Annotated in this window: 20 protein-coding genes; 3 read left to right on the forward strand and 17 right to left on the reverse strand. The window is 42.9% G+C overall.

What is annotated here, in order from left to right; genetic code table 11:
- Positions 1 to 26: 26 nt before the first annotated feature.
- From RIN70_RS05735 to RIN70_RS05805, 15 genes are all read right to left on the reverse strand, one after another.
- Entirely contained in the window at positions 27 to 1,994 is a 1,968-nt protein-coding gene (locus RIN70_RS05735; protein ID WP_134974364.1) for a PTS fructose transporter subunit IIABC, read from the reverse strand.
- The gene (gene pfkB / locus RIN70_RS05740; RefSeq protein ID WP_134974363.1) at positions 1,991 to 2,902 is read right to left on the reverse strand and encodes a 1-phosphofructokinase; all 912 of its coding nucleotides are present in this window, start codon (positions 2,900 to 2,902) and stop codon (positions 1,991 to 1,993) included. The genes RIN70_RS05735 and pfkB overlap by 4 nt, the downstream gene beginning before the upstream one ends.
- Positions 2,899 to 3,642: a DeoR/GlpR family DNA-binding transcription regulator gene (locus RIN70_RS05745; RefSeq protein WP_003001800.1), complete on the reverse strand. Its 744-nt coding sequence runs from the start codon at positions 3,640 to 3,642 to the stop codon at positions 2,899 to 2,901. The genes pfkB and RIN70_RS05745 overlap by 4 nt, the downstream gene beginning before the upstream one ends.
- 229 nt (positions 3,643 to 3,871) lie before the next feature.
- Entirely contained in the window at positions 3,872 to 6,193 is a 2,322-nt protein-coding gene (locus RIN70_RS05750) for a CAP domain-containing protein (protein ID WP_155169709.1), read from the reverse strand.
- 138 nt (positions 6,194 to 6,331) lie between these two features.
- Entirely contained in the window at positions 6,332 to 7,048 is a 717-nt protein-coding gene (trmD, locus tag RIN70_RS05755; protein ID WP_129824609.1) for a tRNA (guanosine(37)-N1)-methyltransferase TrmD, read from the reverse strand.
- Entirely contained in the window at positions 7,038 to 7,556 is a 519-nt protein-coding gene (rimM, locus tag RIN70_RS05760; protein ID WP_014713408.1) for a ribosome maturation factor RimM, read from the reverse strand. Before rimM ends, trmD begins: the two co-directional genes overlap by 11 nt.
- Positions 7,557 to 7,609: 53 nt before the next feature.
- On the reverse strand, positions 7,610 to 7,942 hold the full coding sequence (locus tag RIN70_RS05765) for a MazG nucleotide pyrophosphohydrolase domain-containing protein (protein WP_031573060.1): 333 nt from the start codon (positions 7,940 to 7,942) through the stop codon (positions 7,610 to 7,612).
- 42 nt (positions 7,943 to 7,984) lie between these two features.
- On the reverse strand, positions 7,985 to 8,224 hold the full coding sequence (gene kphA / locus RIN70_RS05770; RefSeq protein ID WP_003001620.1) for an RNA-binding protein KphA: 240 nt from the start codon (positions 8,222 to 8,224) through the stop codon (positions 7,985 to 7,987).
- Positions 8,225 to 8,244: 20 nt separating this feature from the next.
- On the reverse strand, positions 8,245 to 8,517 hold the full coding sequence (rpsP, locus tag RIN70_RS05775; protein WP_003007475.1) for a 30S ribosomal protein S16: 273 nt from the start codon (positions 8,515 to 8,517) through the stop codon (positions 8,245 to 8,247).
- Positions 8,518 to 8,640: 123 nt separating this feature from the next.
- Positions 8,641 to 9,330: a pyrimidine 5'-nucleotidase PynA gene (locus RIN70_RS05780; protein WP_155169706.1), complete on the reverse strand. Its 690-nt coding sequence runs from the start codon at positions 9,328 to 9,330 to the stop codon at positions 8,641 to 8,643.
- Positions 9,330 to 9,824, reverse strand: coding sequence for a YkgJ family cysteine cluster protein (locus RIN70_RS05785; RefSeq protein ID WP_003001664.1), 495 nt, complete (start codon positions 9,822 to 9,824; stop codon positions 9,330 to 9,332). The genes RIN70_RS05780 and RIN70_RS05785 overlap by 1 nt, the downstream gene beginning before the upstream one ends.
- Positions 9,825 to 9,908: 84 nt before the next feature.
- The gene (locus RIN70_RS05790; protein WP_155169703.1) at positions 9,909 to 10,553 is read right to left on the reverse strand and encodes a hypothetical protein; all 645 of its coding nucleotides are present in this window, start codon (positions 10,551 to 10,553) and stop codon (positions 9,909 to 9,911) included.
- A gap of 113 nt (positions 10,554 to 10,666) precedes the next feature.
- Positions 10,667 to 11,311 (reverse strand): hypothetical protein, encoded by a 645-nt coding sequence (locus tag RIN70_RS05795; protein WP_155169700.1) that lies wholly within the window; start codon positions 11,309 to 11,311, stop codon positions 10,667 to 10,669.
- A gap of 154 nt (positions 11,312 to 11,465) precedes the next feature.
- Complete coding sequence (lepA, locus tag RIN70_RS05800; RefSeq protein ID WP_009731117.1) at positions 11,466 to 13,292, reverse strand: translation elongation factor 4; 1,827 nt, start codon at positions 13,290 to 13,292, stop codon at positions 11,466 to 11,468.
- 66 nt (positions 13,293 to 13,358) lie between these two features.
- A complete protein-coding gene (locus tag RIN70_RS05805; protein WP_155169698.1) occupies positions 13,359 to 13,796 on the reverse strand; it encodes a GNAT family N-acetyltransferase in 438 nt (145 codons plus the stop codon).
- 195 nt (positions 13,797 to 13,991) lie between these two features.
- Between RIN70_RS05805 and RIN70_RS05810 the strand changes: the two genes are divergently transcribed.
- Genes RIN70_RS05810 through pepT form a run of 3 tightly spaced genes read left to right on the forward strand, consistent with a single transcriptional unit; the run spans position 13,992 to position 16,788 of the window.
- Positions 13,992 to 14,747, forward strand: a complete 756-nt coding sequence (locus RIN70_RS05810) for a LexA family transcriptional regulator (RefSeq protein ID WP_272144099.1) — start codon at positions 13,992 to 13,994, stop codon at positions 14,745 to 14,747.
- Complete coding sequence (locus RIN70_RS05815; protein ID WP_125826941.1) at positions 14,744 to 15,565, forward strand: Cof-type HAD-IIB family hydrolase; 822 nt, start codon at positions 14,744 to 14,746, stop codon at positions 15,563 to 15,565. The genes RIN70_RS05810 and RIN70_RS05815 overlap by 4 nt, the downstream gene beginning before the upstream one ends.
- A 2-nt stretch (positions 15,566 to 15,567) precedes the next feature.
- Complete coding sequence (gene pepT, locus RIN70_RS05820; RefSeq protein WP_070466036.1) at positions 15,568 to 16,788, forward strand: peptidase T; 1,221 nt, start codon at positions 15,568 to 15,570, stop codon at positions 16,786 to 16,788.
- Between the two features lie 250 nt (positions 16,789 to 17,038).
- On the opposite strand, the gene RIN70_RS05825 is transcribed toward pepT, so the two are convergent.
- Positions 17,039 to 18,778, reverse strand: coding sequence for an ATP-binding protein (locus RIN70_RS05825; RefSeq protein ID WP_313790776.1), 1,740 nt, complete (start codon positions 18,776 to 18,778; stop codon positions 17,039 to 17,041).
- The gene (locus RIN70_RS05830) at positions 18,775 to 19,866 is read right to left on the reverse strand and encodes a carbamoyl phosphate synthase small subunit (RefSeq protein WP_129824600.1); all 1,092 of its coding nucleotides are present in this window, start codon (positions 19,864 to 19,866) and stop codon (positions 18,775 to 18,777) included. The genes RIN70_RS05825 and RIN70_RS05830 overlap by 4 nt, the downstream gene beginning before the upstream one ends.
- Positions 19,867 to 19,892: the final 26 nt, after the last annotated feature.

The following is a 19,892-nucleotide window of genomic DNA, read 5'->3' on the forward strand; positions in this document are numbered from 1 at the left end:
AGGGTTTCCCAACCTTTTAATCATATTTAGTTTTTAGGTTTGCGAAGCAATCCGAACAAGATACCACTTACGACTGCACCGATCAATACGAACAAGATGTATAGAAGTGGATTTGATGTAAGAGCGATAACGAAGATTCCTCCGTGAGGAGCCATGAGTTTCAAGCCTGCAAGACCAACAAGGGCACCTGTCAATGCTGAACCTGCTATGAAGCTAGGGATGGCACGAGCTGGGTCAGCTGCACCGAATGGAATGGCACCTTCTGTGATGAAGGAAAGACCCATGACAATGTTTGTCAAACCAGAATCGCGTTCTTCTTGTGTGAATTTATCTTTAAACAATACAGTTGCTACGAATACTGCCAATGGAGGAACCATACCAGCTGCCATAACAGCTGCCATAACAATAGAACCACCTGAAGATACAGATTCAGCAAGTGTACCTGTAGCGAAGACATAAGCGGCTTTGTTAACTGGTCCACCCATATCGACAGCCATCATACCGCCGACGAGAAGTCCAAGAAGGACAGCTGAGCTACCTGACAAGCTTGAAAGGAAGTTGTTAAGACCAGTATTGATAGCAGCCATTGGAATATTGATGAGGAACATCAAGAATCCTGTCAAACCAACACCAAGTAATGGCAAGAGAAGGATAGAGCGGATACCATCGAGTGAACGTGGAAGACCTGCAAGGGCTTTGCGAAGAACTAGAATCACTCCACCTGCTAGGAAACCACCAACTAAGGCTCCAAGGAAACCAGATGATACGGCTGCTGGTAATTCACCTTTAGCAGCACCGTAGGCGATATTTCCAAATGCTGAACCTGAGCTAGCAATAGATCCAGCGATAAACCCTGCTACAAAACCAGGTTTTTCAGCGATTGAGAATCCAATGTAACCTGCAAGTACAGGAAGCATGAAGCCAAAGGCTACTCCACCAATTGTTTTAAATTGTGCTGCTAATACATGATAAGAACCAAGACTAGACAATTGATCTTGAGGTACACCCATAACTTGGTCAATCAAGAAGGCAAGGGCGATCAAGATACCACCACCGATAACGAATGGAAGCATTTGAGAAACCCCACTCATCAAGTGTTTGTAGAAGGCTCCACCCAAGCTCAATTTTTCTTGGCTAGCGCTAGCTTGTGCAGCATTTTCAGCGTGGAAGACATCTGCTTTGCCATCCAAGATGGTTTGGATCAATTCTTCTGTCTGACGGATACCGGCTGCAACAGGTTTAGAGATCAATTTTTTGCCATCGAAACGAGCTGTTTCAACTGCCTTATCAGCTGCAATGATCACTCCTTCAGCTTTGGCGATTTCTTCAGCTGTCAAGCGGTTGCCGACACCGGATGCACCGTTTGTTTCAACGCGGACCGTAACACCCATTTCTTCACCTTTTTTGATGAGGGCTTCTTCTGCCATGTAAGTGTGGGCGATACCAGTTGTACATGCTGTAACAGCAACAATGAGAGGTTTGTCAGATGAAGCTGCTTCTTTGACTGCTTCTGCTTTTTTCGCTTCTTCTGCTGCAGCTACTTGCTCTTCCGCATCAAAGTCTGCGATCACTTGCTCAGGTGTGCTTGCTTGGCGAAGTTTATCCGCAAATCCTGGTTTCATCAAGTACTTAGACAGTTCAGCAAGGGCCGCCAAGTGAGTGTCGTTTGCGCCTTCTGGAGCTGCGATCATGAAGAACAAATCAGTCGGTTGCCCATCCAGTGAGGCGTAATCCACACCCTTGTTTGATTTTGCAAACAAGACCGTTGCTTCTTTGACAGCTTCATTTTTGCTGTGGGGCATAGCAATTCCGTCACCCAAACCAGTTGAAGTTTGTGCTTCACGGTTCATAATCCCAGTCTTGAAGGTGTCAAAATCTGTCACCACACCATTGTCAACGAGCGATTGGACCATTTCATTGATCACGCCCTCTTTATCTGTTGCTTGAAGATCAAACAACATCACGTTTTTATTTAAAACGTCTTGAATTTTCATAGTTTTTCTACCTCTACTTTTTCATAAGTTTCTTTAATATAGTCCGCTGTCGCCAAATCATCTGAGAAGGTGGTCGCTGTGCCACAAGCCACGCCCCATTTGAAAGCTTCGATGACATCTCCTGTCGTTGCGAGCTTCCCAGTGAAGCCTGCTACCATAGAATCTCCAGCCCCGACCGAATTCTTCACTTGCCCTTTGATTGGTTTTGCGAAGTAAGTACCGCTTGGACTGACAAGGAGAGCACCATCACCCGCCATGGAAATAATGACGTTTTGTGCTCCTTTGGCCAAGATTTCCTTGGCATAGCGTTCGATTTCTGGCAATTCCGTCAAGGTTACGCCAAAAATATCTCCCAACTCATGGTTGTTTGGTTTAACCAATTGCGGATTAAACTCCAAGGAATCAATCAAGGTTTGCCCTTCAAAGTCGCAAACGACTTGTGCACCTGTCGCACGAGTTGCTGCGATCAATTGTTTGTAAATGGCATTTCCAAGTGAAGATGGGGCAGATCCTGCAAAGACTACCACATCATCTGCTGTTAAGCTCGATAAAATGCTGAGCAATTCTTGCAACTGAGCTTCCGTCACTTCTGGGCCATTCCCATTGATCTCTGTTTCCTCATCAGCTTTGATCTTGACATTGATCCGTGTATCTTGGTCCACTGTCACAAAGTTGGTTGAAATGGCTTCGCTAGTCAGTACGTCTTCAATGAAGCGTCCAGTGAAGCCACCGATAAATCCAGTCGCTGTGTTCTCGATATCGAGACGCTTCAAGACACGACTGACATTGATTCCCTTACCACCGGCGAATTTATCTTCTGAAGCCATCCGATTGACCGCTCCGGTCTCTACATGATCAAGACGGACAATATAGTCAATTGCTGGATTCAGTGTTACTGTATAAATCAAACCTCTATAACCTCCGTTTTTTCTTTTAAAACCTTTAATCGTTGCGGTTCACATTGATTGGTGATAATCATGGCTCGCTTGATAGGAGCCACTTTGACAAAGGATGTCACCCCAATTTTCGAATCATCCGCTAGGATATAGGTTTTTTTCGCATTTTCGATAATCGCACGCTTGACAGATCCTTCTTCCAGGTCTGGAGTGCTGTAAAATTCATCATCGATTCCATTCATTCCAAGAAAGGCCTTGTCAAAATTCAACTGACCGATCTGATTGAGCGCAATCCCTCCGATACTAGCATCTGTAGAAGATTTTACCTTCCCACCGATGATGACCGTTGGAACATTTCGCTCGACCAACTTGGTCGCATGGTGAATCGAGTTGGTCACCACGGTTACCGTTGGATTGACAATTTCTTGTACCAAAAGTTCATTGGTCGTCCCAGCATCGATAAAGATCACGTCATGATCTTTGATCAATTCCGCCGCTTTTACCGCGATTTTTGACTTAACTTGAATGTTTTTGATAGATTTTTCTTTGTTACTTTCTTCCTCTTGAAGAAAATGCAGGCTTTCCGCACCGCCGTGAACCCGGCGAAGTTTACTTTCAGCTTCTAATTCATCCAAGTCACGTCGAACCGTTGATTCAGACGTTCCCAACTCTTGTACAAGGGTTTCTAAAGAAACAAACTTTTCCTTCAGTACCTTCTCGAGGATGAATTGTTTTCGTTCAGACTTAAGCATTTCTCCTCCTTTTGCAATCGATTACAAGGACTATTATACTCCATCTCCAAAAAATGTCAACACTTTTTATCAATTTCTATCATTTTCTTTCAAAAATTCTAAAAGTGTACAAAAAAAGAGCAGGAAAGAACTCATTTTGTTAAAAGAGTTCTTTTCCCACCCTCATCTATCTTCTTTGAAGATTTTAAGCAATAAAGTGTCTAAGCATCTATTCTATCTTCGGTATGTCTTAATCATTTTTTGAAGATTGTTTCTTTTTCTTGAAACCAAACAATCCAGCAAGTAACCCAACGGCAACACCTGTTGTTGCTACTGCATATTTGGAGGAATCAGATCCAGCCACAGCTTGGCTGTTTTCTTTTTTAGGTTTGATCTCTTCTACTTTGGCTTCTTGTTTTGGAGCTGGAGTAGCTTTTGGTGCTTGCACTTGTGGACTATTGGTAGTTGTTGGAAGAACCGTTGGTCTATCCGAGAAAGTTGTTGGATTGCTTGAGCGGATATCCATTGGCATATCTGCTGCTTCTAAAATAGCTGGATCCATTCGTGACGCTAGATCTTCATATTGGGAATTCAACAGTTCCACGACACTTTGATAAGATTGCAGGGTTGTGAATTCTGCTTCCAATTTTTCTTTTTTATTCTCTAAATTAGCCACAGCAGCTGATAAAACAGATTGGGCTTTGACCAATAATTCTGGAGCATTTTTAAAGTCAGAAAGACGTTTTTCAGCAGCAACCAGGCGCTCTTGCGCCGCCTTCAAGCCCTCATGCGCTTCTTGAACGACTTGGGCTTTTTCTGCTTCTTCAGCTTTTAAAAGATCTAATTTCTCACGCGCAGCCGCTAACAAATCCTTGGCTTTTTGAAGGGCTGCTTCTTTTGGCTGGATAGCTGCTTCAATCCGACCTCTAGATACATCAAGAGTCGCCTTCGCCTTTTCAACCGCATGGTCCTTGCTAATGAGAAGAATCTTGTAATTTTGGATGGTCTTTTGGACATTGGCCATCTCTACTGCCACATTTGAATTAGCATGGCGGGCATCTTCTAACTTGCCTTGCAAGATAATGATTTGAGACTCTTGATTGGCCTTGTCCAACTTGAGATTAGCGACCTCATCAGATTTTGCTTTCACATCTGATCTTGTCGTCGTAGCTCCAGCTCCCTGACGCAATTGGTAAGCGAGTGCACTGGTTGACACTGCTGAATGGACCGGACTGTGTAAGAAAGCTGCTTCTGACATAGCATTGCTAGGGTCATAAGCGACTGATAAAGCTGTCGCTTTGTTGTCTACCATTTGGAGATAGTGACCAACCTTAGCAAAGGCCTCAGCACCAATCTTCATATAGATATCATTGGCATCGATTTGAGTTTCGTCTGTTGGTAGACCATATTGAGCCGCTACTTCTTGATAAGCCGTTTTTTCATTGTACCAAAAGTCAACCGCCCCAGCAGGTGAGAAGCCATATGCAATGTTCTCGTTTGGCAAATACTTAAACATATGCCAGTTGGCTTTTTTGAAGTATTCCAACTGTACTTGGCTGGCAGGAAGGGAATAAGGATCCAGTTCCAATTCAGGCAAGCCGGCATTGCGACGATAGCTATTGATGGCATCCGCGATTTCAAGAGCACGAAGGTTGGCTTGCAAAGATCCAGACTCTCCAACTGTTAAGCCGTCTTCTTCACGACCACGTTTGTAGAGGGCTAAAGCGCTGGCTGCAGCTTCATTGCCATTGTCGGCTAAGTGTTGCAAATAACCTTCATAGGTTGCTTGACTTAACTGAACTGGGCTATTGGCTGCGGCTTGTTCTAAGGCTGCCAATTCTGCTTCCTTGGTGGCGATGACCGCTTTCAAATCTGTCAGACGCGTTTGAGCCAGTTGAATGTCGTTCTCAATTTGAGCCACTGTATCTGAACCGGTTTGCTGACTCGCTTGCAAGGTCGCAAGGTAATTCTGAGATTCTCGGATACTTTGCTCGACTTGACTTTGCTCCAACAAAGCCTGGTTGAGTACATTCTCATCATTTGAAATCGGTGCTTTGGCTTGGTTCAATTCATTTTGTGCTACATCGACCAAAGATTCCTGAGCAGTAACCTGATTTTCCTGTTGACGAACAGCCTCTACGACTTGGTCATGAGCAGCTTCTGCTTCTCGAACCTTATTTTCTTCAATAGTCACATAGGCTTGAGCCACCTTGACGTCATTTTCTGCATTCTGAACTTGGGCATCCGAAGTCGTTGCGATGAGGTTTTCCGCATCCGTCACTTCTGCTTTCTTTTCTTCCAGTTCTTGTCCAGCAGCCTTGACTTCTGTTTGAGCATCGATCACTTTTTGCTCTTGGTAGTGGACATCTTTCACCACTTGGCCTTTTTGAGCTGTGATTTGCTTCAACTCATCAACTGTAATTGGTTTTTCGACTACTTCTGTACTGTTGGTTTCTGCATTTTCATTTTGCTTCACCTCTTCCGCACTAGCCTTGTGATGAAACATACCAGATAGGACCGTTGTCGCAGCCACCCCCGTCGTGAAAACCGATTTTCCTAATTTCTTTCCCATTAAACTCACCCCCAAAACTGAATCATTTTCTTGAAGTTTCTCTACCCCTTAGCATACCACATTTTGTTACCAATAACTAGTAGGTTTAAAAAGTTTTTTTCATAAATTTTTGAGGCAAAAGAAAAACAGCTAACGCTGTTAATCTTCTTGTTTAATTTGTTCCAACAATTTTTCTTCTTCTGCTGTCAACTCATAGTTTTCTAGCAAGTCTGGACGACGTTCTAAGGTCTTTTTCAAACTCTGATAGAGACGCCATTGACGGATATTTTCATGGTGGCCACTCATGAGGACATCGGGAACTGTCATTCCTCTGTATTCATAAGGCCGTGTGTATTGAGGATATTCCAGAAGACCAGACGAGAAACTGTCATCCTGGTGACTGGACTCTTTTCCAATCACTTCTGGAATCAAGCGGACTGTCGCATCAATCATGGTCATAGCAGCAAGTTCCCCACCTGTCAGGACATAATCCCCCAGCGAAATCTCATCCGTTACCAAGGTCTTGATCCGCTCATCGTAGCCCTCATAATGGCCACAGATAAAGATCAATTCTTCTTCCTGAGCTAATTCTTCAGCATAGGCTTGGTCAAAAGTCCGTCCAGCAGGGTCCAGTAAGATCACTCGCGGATTCTTTTTCTCAATGGCATCAAAGGCATCGAAGATTGGCTGCGCACGTAAGAGCATCCCTTGGCCGCCACCATAGGGCTCATCATCGACGTGCCGCGCCTTCTCAGCATTTTCACGGAAATTATGGTAGTTGATCTCGAGAAGTCCCTTTTCACGCGCCTTCCCGACAATCGAGTGCTCCAAAGGCGAAAACATCTCTGGAAAGAGGGTTAAAATATCAATCTTCATCGTCTAATCCTTCTAAGATGTCAACATCCACCCGATTTCCTGGGATATCAATATTCAAGACTACTGGTGGGATATAAGGCAATAGTAGGTCGCGTTTGCCTTTGCGTTTCACGACCCAGACATCATTGGCACCTGGTTGCAGGATTTCCTTAATCTGACCGATTAGCTGGTCATTTTCGTAAACATCAAGGCCGATAATCTCATGGTAATAAAACTCGCCATCTTCCAAATCCGTCAAATCTTCTTCTGCAACCTTGAGGCTAAAACCCTTGAATTTTTCGATGGCATTGATATGGTACATATCCTTAAACTTGATAATATCGAAGTTCTTGTGCTTGCGGTGACTGGCAATGGTCACTGTTTGGACAAAACGATCCTTCTCATCAAAGAGAGCCAACTCTGCTCCTTTTTTAAAACGCTCTTCCGCAAAGTCTGTCACAGACAAGACCCGCATTTCTCCTTGCAGACCTTGCGTATTGACAATTTTCCCGACATTAAAGTAATTCATGATTTCTCCAGTGTAGTTTATTCACTCTATTTTATCACGTTCAAGGGATTTTCTCAAATGGACTTATCTGCTAAAAACTGCTCCAAATCCCGTTCGTGCTGGTATTTTACGGCTGCTGTTTTATCTTTTTCAAAGATAGTTTTAGTAAGGTCAATCTCATTGATGGCCGCGATAGCAACCGTGTAGTGAATGATATCAGCCAGTTCTTTAGCCAATTCCTCATTTGAATCCTGGACACCCGCTTTCCGTCCAGAACGTCCATTTAAGACCTCGGCTACTTCCCCAACCTCTTCAACCAGCTTGATAAATAGTCCTTCTTCTGTCCGAGTATTCTGGTAATGTTCTTGTAAATAGGCTTGTAATTGGCCAATGGTCACTTCTTTCATAGCTTCTCCTTGTAACAAAAAAACGGGACAGAGTCCCGCCTTTTATTTTTCGTCAATAACGATTCTTACTTTTTTATCTTCAGTTGGGACAGAGTAGACAATCGTTCTTATCGCAGAAATGGTGCGACCTTTTCGACCGATTACACGACCAACATCGCTAGGATCAAGGTCAAGATGGTACTCCAAAAATTCAGGAGTATCTTCGATCTTGATGGTTAAAGCATCCGGTTGTGAAATCAAGGGTTTCACAATTGCAATAATGAGATTTTCAATCGTATCCATACATCAACCTACTTAAAAAATTATTTTGAGAATTTAGAATCGTGGAATTTCTTCATCACACCAGCTTTTGAAAGGATGTTGCGAACTGTATCTGAAGGTTGAGCTCCGTCAGCCAACCATGCAAGAACGCGATCTTCTTTCAAAGTTACTTGGTTTTCTTCAACAAGTGGATTGTAAGTTCCAACTGTTTCGATGAAACGTCCATCACGTGGTGAACGTGAATCTGCTACGTTGATACGGTAGTAAGGTTTTTTCTTAGAACCCATACGAGTCAAACGAATTTTAACTGCCATTTTTATAAGTCTCTTTTCTATATTTTAATTTTCGGTGAAATAGACAAGCTATTTAGCACATGATCTATTATAACACATTTTATAGACCTGTCAAGAAAAAAACTTGACAGTATTTAAATTTTTTTATTTTATCAGTAGATCGGCGATTTCTTGATAGTTGCTAACGGTATAAGTCGGCACTGCTTGGCTGGTATTTGCCTTGTGATCAGGATTATACCAGACAGTATCAATCCCCGCAGCATTTCCTCCTGTGATATCCGCCGTCAAAGAATCTCCGATCATAAGGGTCTCTTCCTTGCTGAAACCTGGAATCAGTTGGCCAACTTTGTCAAAAAATGCAGGTTCTGGTTTCTGAGTATGAAGCTGCTCAGAGATAAAGACCTCTCTGAAATAAGAAGCAATTGTAGAATGAGCCAAGCGTCCTTCTTGAATGGCAGTCACTCCATTCGTTGCACCATAGAGCTGGTAACCCGCTTTTTCAAGTCGGGCCAGTAAGTCCTCCGCACCTGGGAAAGACTGCCCTTGAAGACTGATATAATCTTGGTAGCGAAGAGCCATCTCAGCCCCATCAACCGTGATCCCAAAGTGGGCAAACCCAATCTCAAACCGACTATCCACGAGCTCTTGCTTGGTCAATTTCTTTTGTTCCAAATCCTTCCAAAGCCCTTGGTTCATGGGTTTGTAGTAATCCTTAAAGGCCTGTATATCTGAAAAATTCATGTCTTCTAACATCTGCGTCAAGGCTGTTTCTTCAGCAGATTCAAAGTCCAACAAAGTATGGTCCAAATCAAAAAGTAAAAATGTATATGCCATTACAAACGATCCTTCAATTTTTCTACAAATAAATAAGCCGCTGGGCAAGTGAGGGTATTCTTGATGGTCAGATGGTTAATCTGATAAATCTTCTTGCGATCTGTGTGAGGGAATTCCCGACAAGCTTTTGGGCGTACATCATAAATGGAACAGAGATTGTCCCCACCAAGAAAGGGGCAAGGCATGGATTTAAAAACCTTGTCCCCATCTTCGTCAACTTGAAGAAATTCTGCCTCAAAGGCAGGAAGTTTCATCTTGAAATACTTGGCAATCCGCGTGATATCCGCTTCCTTAAAATCGGGCCCTAAGGTCTTGCAGCAATTGGCACAAGCCGTACAGTCGATTTCTTGGAAAACTTCATCGTGGATTTCTTGCGCTATTTTATCTAAATTCTTAGGTGGTTTCTTCTTGAGATTCGCCAATACCTTGCGGTGCTCCTTTTGCTTTTGGAGAGCTAACTGATGGTATTTTTCAATATCAATTTCCTGTGTCATCCTCTATTTCCTCTTCTAAACAATAGAAAGATTATACCACAAAGACTCTAAAAAAAGATAGATCCTGAGATCTATCTCACTTGATTAATCCGTTACAGCACCTGTTCCGTCTAGGCTCCAAGTGTTTTCGACATAAGGAGTAAATTGAGTTATTGTTTTCTCAAATCCTTCAACAACAATCAAATAAACCTTATCATCTTTTTGGAATACCCAACCAGCAACCTGCAGGCCTGACTTGAGAAATATATGTATTTTAAGCGATTCATTTCCCCCAACAGTCGTCGTAGATTTTGTCATTTTCTCAACAATTTTATAATCATTCCACTTACTCTCCAATCTTTGAGCTATTAGTTCTGCATTAAATTCCACTCCTTCAGGGACATTTGCTTTTTCTCTAGTGGCAGCATTTAAAACAATAATATTGAAGGCGTTTTTATCTGTATACTGAATATTATCTCCGACTTGGATACTATCATTCTTTTTCCAGTCACTCGGGATATTGACATAGCCATAATCTGCCGAACCAATTCGTTTCGTTTTCACATTCCCCTTATCACTATCTGGATTTTTTTTCTCTACATTGCTACTTGATGTTGTAGTCTCTTTCACCACATTCGTGGAACTAGATGCTGCCGATGATTTACTAGACGCTTTCTTTGGACTGGTACAAGCAGAAAGGCTTACAACAGACAAAAACGTAACAGACGCGAGTAGGAACTTATTTTTCATATTCTCTCCTCAATGATGTATTTACTTTCCTCTAGTCTACCATGATTTTCTAGGATTTGAAAGTGCGATTTCTATAGCATAAAGAGACTAGAAATGATTCTAGCCTCTCTTCATCAATCCGTCACAGCGCCTGTTCCATCTAGACTCCAAGTGTCTTCAATGTAGGGGATAAAGGTTTTCAAGGTTTCTGCATCCCCTTCAAAAGAAATGGTATAAACTTTTTCACCCTTCTGGAAGATCCAGGTAATCAGGTATTGACCAGATTTCATGACAATTTGAAGCTGGTAGGCGTCCAGACCTGCGACTTTAGTCCGCGCTCCCGTCATCTTATCAACATCCTGGTTATCTTGCCACATTACGGCCAGTTTCTTGGCTAGAAATTCAGCATTAAACTCGATATCCGCAGGAACTTTGGCCTTTTCCCGCGTAAAGCTGTTCAAGGTGACAATATTATAGCCACTCCCATCCGTATACTGGACAGCTTCTGTCCCATCGATATCCGTGAATTTGAACCATTTACTTGGAATATCGATGTATCCATAATCTGCATTTCCAATCCGCTTGGTTTCTTGACTGGAAGAATTTTTCTTTGTAGAAGAAGTATCCTTTGACGAAGAGCTGCTTGTTTGCTTTTCGACTTTGCTGCTACTCTCTTTTGTAGAAGAAGCTGCTGTGTCCTTTTTAGTGGTGTGACTACAAGCCATTAATGTGAAGGTAGAAAGAATCGTCAGTGATGTGACCAATAATTTATGTTTCATGCCCAACCTCCTTGAGAACGTTTTCTTTCTTCTAGTCTACCATGAAAGTGGGTATTTTAAAATAGGATAAGTGTCACATCTGATGGAACCTTTCTTATTCAGTCTATTTCTTTTGAACCTAAAACAAAAGTGCCCTTTTGAGGCACTTTAAATGTTATTCTTCATCCATTGACAAGACAGATAAGAAGGCTTCCTGTGGTACTTCTACAGATCCAATCGCTTTCATCCGTTTCTTACCAGCTTTTTGTTTTTCAAGAAGCTTGCGTTTCCGTGAGACGTCCCCACCATAACACTTGGCCAAGACGTTCTTACGAAGGGCCTTGATATCTGTACGGGCTACGATCTTATGACCGATCGCTGCTTGGATAGGCACTTCAAACTGTTGACGAGGGATAATCTTCTTGAGTTTCTCAACAATCAACTTACCACGTTCATAGGCAAAGTCCTTGTGAACGATAAAGCTGAGGGCATCGACGGTATCGCCATTGAGAAGGATATCCATTTTAACCAATTTAGAAGGACGGTATTCAGACAACTCGTAATCAAAGCTTGCATAGCCACGAGTAGAGGATTTCAATTTATCAAAGAAATCAAAGACAATTTCCGCTAGTGGGATTTGATAGATGACATTAACCCGATTTTCATCGATGTAGTCCATGGTCACAAAGTCCCCACGTTTGCGTTGGGCCAATTCCATCACAGCACCGACAAACTCTTGTGGCACCATGATTTGTGCTTTGACATACGGTTCTTCGATCGAAGCGATCTTGGTTGGATCTGGAAACTCAGAAGGGTTTGAGACATCCAGTGCTTCTCCATCTGTCAAATTGACCTTGTAGATAACAGACGGTGCTGTCATGATCAAGTCAATGTTGAACTCACGCTCCAAGCGCTCCTGGATAACGTCCATATGAAGGAGACCCAAGAAACCACAACGGAAACCAAAACCAAGGGCTTGAGAAGTTTCTGGTTCAAATTGAAGACTAGCGTCATTCAATTGCAATTTTTCCAAAGCTTCCCGAAGATCATTGTATTTGTTAGATTCGATTGGGTAAAGACCGGCAAAGACCATTGGGTTCATTTGCTTGTATCCATGTAGGGGCTCACTTGCCGGATTAGTCGCTAGAGTCACCGTATCCCCGACACGGGTATCCGCAACAGTCTTGATAGAGGCCGCAATATAGCCAACATCTCCCGTCGCAAGGAAATCACGGCCGACTGCTTTAGGAGTAAAGATCCCAACTTCTGTGACATCAAAGGTCTTGCCATTGCTCATGAGCTGGATCTTATCGCCTGGTTTAACCATTCCATTGACCACTCGGACCTGAAGGATTACCCCACGATAGGCGTCATAGACGGAGTCAAAGATCAAGGCTTGAAGCGGCGCTTCAACATCACCAGTCGGAGCTGGAACTTTCTCAACGATCTGCTCCAAAATCTCTTCAATCCCGATACCAGCCTTGGCAGAGGCTAGGACAGCCTCACTAGCATCCAGACCGATGACATCTTCTACTTCTGTGCGCACACGTTCTGGATCTGCAGCTGGCAAGTCGATTTTATTGATAACTGGCAGGATTTCCAAATCATTGTCCAGCGCTAAGTAGACATTGGCTAGGGTCTGGGCTTCAATCCCTTGAGCGGCATCCACCACGAGAATGGCACCCTCACAGGCAGCAAGTGAACGCGAAACCTCATAGGTAAAGTCCACGTGTCCTGGTGTGTCAATCAAGTGGAAGATATAGGTTTCCCCATCTTTAGCCGTGTAGTTTAACTCGATGGCATTAAGCTTAATGGTAATCCCACGTTCCCGTTCCAGGTCCATACTATCTAAGAGTTGGGCTTGCATCTCCCTACTAGACACGGTTTCGGTTTTTTCTAAAATTCGATCGGCCAAGGTTGACTTTCCATGGTCAATATGGGCGATGATCGAGAAGTTCCGAATCTTCTCTTGTCGTTTTTTTAATTCTTCAAAATTTGGCATAATCATCTTCCTAGTAAATTTAATCGTACTCTTCATTATAACAAAAAAGATAGGCCTTTGCCTATCTTAATTCATTATTTTCAAAAATCGCTTCTGCGTTTTATCTCCCTCATAACCTATTCGTTCGTAAAAGACATGAGCTTCTTTTCGATGAGAGGCAGAATTTAAACGGATAAAAGCATAATGCTTGCTTTTGGCAAGATCTTCAACTCGCTCCATCAATTGGCGACCAATCCCACGTCCTTGAGCAGATGGAAAAACCGCTAGACCCAAAATATTTAAACCAGCATCACTATAGAGGCTTTCATAGACTTCCGCTTCGACATAACCAAGAATATTTCCTGTTTGGTCCTCTTCATAAACAAAGCAAAAATGACCCGAATCTGGCGAATTAAATTTATCGATCTGAGCTGCCACTTTCTCAAGGGTCGAATCATACCCCAATGCTTGGTGACATAAATCTCTAATTTGACCTGCATCTTTGACTTGAACAGTACGAATCATAGCTCCACCTCCATGAACTCCTTGCATTTATCTTAGACCTTTTTCCTCAAAAAGTAAAGGAATACCCGATGAAATTTTAAGCGAAAATCCGATTTAGATCAAATTCATCTTTTTTCACATTTCTCAGGGATTTCTATTTACTTTTTCGATTTAATTCATTATAATAGTAAGGGTAAATACAAGGAGGTGAGTACGTTGGCCAGAGGTCGTGGAAAAGCAAGCCCTCAAGACAAAGAGGCATTACGGATTATATCGGAAAAAATCAGAGAATTACTGAAAGAACAAGGAAAAAAGCAGATCGAATTATCTCGTATTACTGGAATCCCTGCAAGTACCCTGACTGGATATGTAAAAGGAACTTCTCTTCCCGTTCCTGAAAATTTAGAGAAGATTGCAGCCTTTTTCCAAGTAGCAGTTGCTGATATTGACCCACGATTACGCAATGATTTTGTAGTCATTGATTCAGAGATTGAACGATTGTATAAACAGCTCGATGAAGGAAATCAAGAAAATCTTCTTTCTTACGGAAAGAGTCTCTTGACCCATCAGAAAGAAAGACAGAAAATTGAAAAGCAATACCACTCTTATTCTGTCTATGATTCTTTTGCAGCTTATCAAAATCAGAAACAAGCGGATATCGTCTGGTTTGATCAAAAGATTTCTTACGATTTGGCTTTTTGGATTCATACGGATTCCCTCGAGCCTAAATACGAAAAAGGGGCTGTTGTGTTAATCAAGCAAACCTATTATGATCAGGCAGGGGCTATTTATGCCATTGATTTTGATGGACAAACTTTGATCAAACGTGTCTTTCGTGAGGCCAACGGTATTCGACTGGTTTCCCTCAATAAGAAATATAGTGATCAAATCATTCCACTAGATGAGGAACCTGGTGTGATTGGAAAAGTGATTGATGGCTTTGTGCCTCTTGATTTGGAGGAAATCAAATGATTAAATTAATTGCGATTGACTTGGATGGAACTCTTTTGCATGAGGATAAGACTCTCTCTAAAGGCAATATTGAAGCTCTTCACCGGGCCCATGAAGCCGGCTATGACATTGTGATCTGTACTGGTCGCCCCTTAGCGGGGGTCCGTCCTATCTTTGAAGAGATTGGTCTTCCAGATGGTAACTACTATATGATTATCAATAACGGGTGTACAACCTTGTCGACTAAGAATTGGGAAATCATTGGCAAGGAAGAGTTGAGCCTTGAGGATATGCACCGCTTGCATGTTTTGACGGAAGATACAGATGTCCAGCTAACCTTATTTGACATGGATCACTACTTAGTAGTCGCACCTGAAGCCAGTGAACTTGTCACGATGGATGCGGGTATTGTTAATAGTAAACCGACACCTGTCTCTGAAGAGGATCTGCCCAACCTTGTTCCTATTTTTCAAGCCATGTATGTAGGAGATCCTTCTGCTATCGATGACTTCCAAGCTCAGAACGAGGCTGCATTAGAGGCCGATTTTAACACTGTTCGTTCACAGGATATCCTGTTTGAAATCCTGCCAAAAGGCGCGAGCAAGGCTTCTGCTCTTCAAGCATTAAGCCAAACATTAGGCTACAGGAGAGACCAGGTCATGGCTCTTGGAGATGCCAATAATGACCTTGAAATGCTACGTTTTGCTGGTTACAGCGTCGCTATGGGAAATGGCAATGCTGCTGTCAAGGAAATCGCAGACTTCATCACCCTGACCAATGATGAGGATGGCGTGGCCCATGCTATTCACAAATTAATTGAAACTGAAAAAGGAGAATGATCATGAAATACCAAAATTTGTTGGACCGATTTATTACCTATGTAAAGGTTAACACACGTTCAGACGAAAATTCTACAACCACTCCAAGTACCCAATCACAAGTTGATTTTGCAACAAACGTCTTAATCCCTGAGATGAAACGCGTGGGTCTTCAAAACGTCTACTATTTACCAAACGGCTATGCTATTGGAACACTTCCAGCCAATGATCCAAGCTTTACACGCAAGATTGGATTTATCTCTCACATGGATACCGCTGACTTCAATGCCGAAAATGTCAATCCACAAATTGTTGAGAATTATGATGGCGGTGTCATTACCCTTGGTGACTCTGGTTTCACACTCGATCCAGCTGATTTTGCTCATTTGAACAACTACAAGGGACAAACCTTGATCACAACGGATGGTACTACTCTTCTGGGTGCAGACGATAAGTCAGGTATCGCTGAAATCATGACAGCTATTGAATACCTGACAGCTCATCCTGAAATCAAACATGGAGAAATCCGTGTCGGCTTTGGTCCAGATGAAGAAATCGGAGTCGGTGCAGATCAATTTGATGCAGAGGATTTTGATGTAGACTTTGCCTATACTGTTGATGGTGGTCCTCTCGGAGAGCTTCAATACGAAACCTTCTCAGCAGCTGGGGCTGAAATCACCTTCAAAGGACGCAATGTCCACCCAGGTACAGCCAAAGGTCAAATGATCAACGCTCTTCAATTGGCCATTGATTTCCATAACAAACTCCCTGAAGGAGCACGTCCAGAATTAACCGAAGGCTATGAAGGCTTCTACCACTTGATGAACATCGATGGAACTGTCGAGGAAGCAAGTGCTAGCTATATCATTCGGGACTTTGAAACAGAAAGCTTTGAGAAACGCAAAGACCTTATGAAATCTATTGCCGATCAGATGAATGCGGAGCTCGGTAGCGAACGCGTTCTCCTCACCCTCAAAGATCAGTATTACAACATGAAGCAAGTGATTGAAAAAGATATGACACCAATCACCCTTGCTAAGGAAGTCATGGAAGATCTTGGAATCACTCCAATCATTGAACCGATCCGCGGTGGTACAGATGGCTCTAAAATTTCCTTTATGGGGATTCCAACACCTAATATCTTTGCCGGTGGCGAAAACATGCATGGTCGCTTTGAATACGTAAGTCTCCAAACCATGGAACGCGCAGTTGATACCATTATCGGTATTGTGACCAAAAAATAAGAAACAAAAAAGGATTCGGATTATACATCCAAATCCTTTAAATATCATTGAGAATGTACCGAAACTTTCCGCTGTGAGAAAAGTGCTAGAAACACACTTGTTTCTAGCACTCGGGAGTTTTGAGACCTCAGGCTCAAAACTAAGTCATGGAACTTCTTCGAAGTTCGCTGACGTCCGTACTCACCTAAGGAAAGTTTTAAAATATAATTTTATTTTCAATCTAAGGATTCGGATTGATTGTCCGGATCCTTTATTGTAGATTAGAAAGCTTGACAATATCTTTGACCTGATCAATGGTCTGAATCAGGTGAAGGCTTGTCTCATTAATAGGAAGATAATAGACTTTATCTGCCAAAGATTCTGTAAAAGGACGATTCGTGAGTAAGATCACCTGTTGTCCTTTTTCTTTCAGCTCTTTCACTTGCTTTCTCACCTTTTGGTAAAAACGCTCATCACCGATTTCTAGATCATCCACCAAGACACAAGCAGCGTCCAAACCTAACGATTCATTGGTTCCATTTTGGGTCAGATAATAGGCTGCTCCCTCTTTGACCTCATATAAACCAGCTGATGGTTCAACTGGAAGAAAGGCTGGTTTGATTTCAGCTTCTACTACTTTTTCCATTTCTACAAGGTTGGCTAGAACCTGCAAATAAATCGGTGCTAATTTACTTAAATCCAAGAGTTCCTCAAACTCAAAACCACGTTTCAAAGCCTCTAAGATATAGAAGAGCCGATGGGGCATATGACGAGCAATTTTCTGGATTAATTCATCATCGCTCATTTCCTCAGGAAGGATGGTCAGCAAGTTCTTGTCTTTAATGGTTTCTAGGGCTTGTTGATAAGCTTCATCGATTCTCTTCCCAAATCCATAAACTGCCCCATAAGAGTGAATTTGGGTATTGAGGCGGGCATTTTTAGCAGCATCAGAAAAAATCGGGATCTTAAAGAAGATATAGTCCAAACTTGGTTCGTAAACAGCCTTTAGATCCTTTAATAAGGGGTGAGGCAAATGCTCGAGAGAGCGCCCTAATTGTAACTGAACTCCTTGCTCAAACAAGGAATAGCCCAAGCCCATAGAGGCCATCGAGATACTGTCTGAAGCAAATGGGTTAACTTCTAGGATATAAAAAGCATAGCTCGTCGGATCAAGAGCAAACTTGATCGAAATGGCTCCTGTCAGCTTCAAATAGCGACTGATGTGGATCGCTGCTTCACGAAGATTTTGAAACTCTCGGTCAGTCAGGGTGACAGCTGGCATAAATTGATAAGAGTCACTAGAGTGGATCCCGACAGGATCAATGCTTTCAATAGAGGCCGCCAGGTAGTGATTGTCTTCGCGATCCCGCATGACGACAAAATCCAATTCCTTAAAGCCATAGGTCGAAAACTCTAGCAAACACTGCTGACTTGGAGAGACTGAAAGTCCCGTTTCCACTGCTTCGCACAGGTCATCTAGATTATGAGCAATCTTTCGTCCCTGCCCTTGCTTACTCGCTACCGGCCAGATCATAATGGGAAATTGAATGCCTTCAGAAAACTCGATGGCTTCTCGAACAGAACCGATCAGGGCGGAAGCGGGTACCTGATAGCCCAACTCTTGAAAAAGGCGTCGTTGGTCCGCCTGCTGATAAAAGGTCCGGTAGCGTTGAAGACTCGGACCGACAATCATGATCGATGCTTCTTTGAAAAATCCAGTTTCTTCCAATCGGAACAAGAGATTTAAAATCTGTTTATCCGCAAAAGCTAGGAGCAAGCGAGATCCAGTACAAGAAAGAAGAGTCGTCCTAAGAGCATCCAGCTTGAGCTTGCTGACCACAACCTGTTCTCCAGCTTCTTGTGTGATAGTATTTTCTTCGCCCAGATAAAGGACAAGAGCATTCCCGTCCTTGGCATTGAGTTTTTGGGCTTCATTTACCGCAGCCAAGAGGCTAATATCCTGATAAGAATCTCCACATAGGAGAAGCAATTTCTGGTTTTGTTTCATTATTCCTTCTCCCTTCTACTTTCGTGAATTTTGGCATCAATCAACTCTAAAAATTCATCGTAAAAATAGAGATTTTCCCTTGGCCCTGGACTAGCATCCACTTGGAATTGAACCCCTAAAATCGGTTGGTAACGATGGCGAAAAGCTTCGATACTATGGTCATTGACGTTTTCATGCGTGACCAATAAATCATGGGGTAGGCTATCGCGTGCGATGCTATACAAGTGATTTTGACTCGTTATCTCGATTTTTCCTGTCGCAATTTCACGAACAGGAATATTTAATCCGAAGTGTCCAACTTCCATAGGAGCTAGCTCCGCTCCATAAGCTTGAGCCAGTACCTGTGCTCCCAAGCCCATGCCCCAGATCGGAATCTGACCATTGAGCTTTTTGATCAAGCGACAGAGTTTTTTCACCTGATGGGGATCGCCAGGCCCACTAGATAAAATAACGCCATCGGGCTGCTGTTCCATCAGTTCATCATAAGAGATATCATAGGGATAGACCGTGACATTACAGTCCCTTTGACTCAGCTGGCGCAAGACAGAGTGCTTGACCCCTAGATCGATCAAGGCAATACTCTTTCCAAAACCTGGTACAGCATAGGCCGTTTTTGTCGAGACTTGACGCACTTGGTCTTTGGGAAGCACTGTCGCTCGCAACTGATCCAGGATATGCTCGATCGAATCCCCCTTGTTAATGACAGTCGCCTTCATCCGTCCATACTTGCGGACAATTTTTGCCACCTGTCTCGTATCAATCCCTACAATACCAGGGATTTTTTTTCGCTTCAAGAATTCATCCAAGGTCATCTGTTGTCGCCAATTACTCGGCATCTCCACCAGATGCTGAACGACTACTGCCAAACATGTCGGCGTAATCGATTCAGAATCATCCCGATTGATCCCTATTGCGCCAATAACTGGAAAGGTAAAGGAGAGGATCTGGCCACTAAAAGCCTGATCCGTAATCAATTCTTGATGGCCTGTCATGGCAGTCGTAAAGACCAATTCACCAGTCACATATAAGTCTGCACCAAAGGCTTCTCCTTCAAATACAGTCCCATCCTCTAGGACCAATAATCGTTTCATCGAACCCCTCCCTTCTTTTTACACTA

The organism is Streptococcus parasanguinis, assembly GCF_032163505.1.
Lineage (GTDB): Bacteria > Bacillota > Bacilli > Lactobacillales > Streptococcaceae > Streptococcus > Streptococcus parasanguinis_V.

Coding starts and splice junctions, on each gene's coding strand:
- RIN70_RS05735 (WP_134974364.1), bottom strand. CDS start 1,994: ATGAAAATTCAAGACGTTTTAAATAAAAACGTGATGTTGTTTGATCTT.
- RIN70_RS05745 (WP_003001800.1), bottom strand. CDS start 3,642: ATGCTTAAGTCTGAACGAAAACAATTCATCCTCGAGAAGGTACTGAAG.
- RIN70_RS05750 (WP_155169709.1), bottom strand. CDS start 6,193: ATGGGAAAGAAATTAGGAAAATCGGTTTTCACGACGGGGGTGGCTGCG.
- trmD (WP_129824609.1), bottom strand. CDS start 7,048: ATGAAGATTGATATTTTAACCCTCTTTCCAGAGATGTTTTCGCCTTTG.
- rimM (WP_014713408.1), bottom strand. CDS start 7,556: ATGAATTACTTTAATGTCGGGAAAATTGTCAATACGCAAGGTCTGCAA.
- RIN70_RS05765 (WP_031573060.1), bottom strand. CDS start 7,942: ATGAAAGAAGTGACCATTGGCCAATTACAAGCCTATTTACAAGAACAT.
- kphA (WP_003001620.1), bottom strand. CDS start 8,224: ATGGATACGATTGAAAATCTCATTATTGCAATTGTGAAACCCTTGATT.
- rpsP (WP_003007475.1), bottom strand. CDS start 8,517: ATGGCAGTTAAAATTCGTTTGACTCGTATGGGTTCTAAGAAAAAACCT.
- RIN70_RS05780 (WP_155169706.1), bottom strand. CDS start 9,330: ATGGCATATACATTTTTACTTTTTGATTTGGACCATACTTTGTTGGAC.
- RIN70_RS05785 (WP_003001664.1), bottom strand. CDS start 9,824: ATGACACAGGAAATTGATATTGAAAAATACCATCAGTTAGCTCTCCAA.
- RIN70_RS05790 (WP_155169703.1), bottom strand. CDS start 10,553: ATGAAAAATAAGTTCCTACTCGCGTCTGTTACGTTTTTGTCTGTTGTA.
- RIN70_RS05795 (WP_155169700.1), bottom strand. CDS start 11,311: ATGAAACATAAATTATTGGTCACATCACTGACGATTCTTTCTACCTTC.
- lepA (WP_009731117.1), bottom strand. CDS start 13,292: ATGCCAAATTTTGAAGAATTAAAAAAACGACAAGAGAAGATTCGGAAC.
- RIN70_RS05805 (WP_155169698.1), bottom strand. CDS start 13,796: ATGATTCGTACTGTTCAAGTCAAAGATGCAGGTCAAATTAGAGATTTA.
- RIN70_RS05815 (WP_125826941.1), top strand. CDS start 14,744: ATGATTAAATTAATTGCGATTGACTTGGATGGAACTCTTTTGCATGAG.
- pepT (WP_070466036.1), top strand. CDS start 15,568: ATGAAATACCAAAATTTGTTGGACCGATTTATTACCTATGTAAAGGTT.
- RIN70_RS05830 (WP_129824600.1), bottom strand. CDS start 19,866: ATGAAACGATTATTGGTCCTAGAGGATGGGACTGTATTTGAAGGAGAA.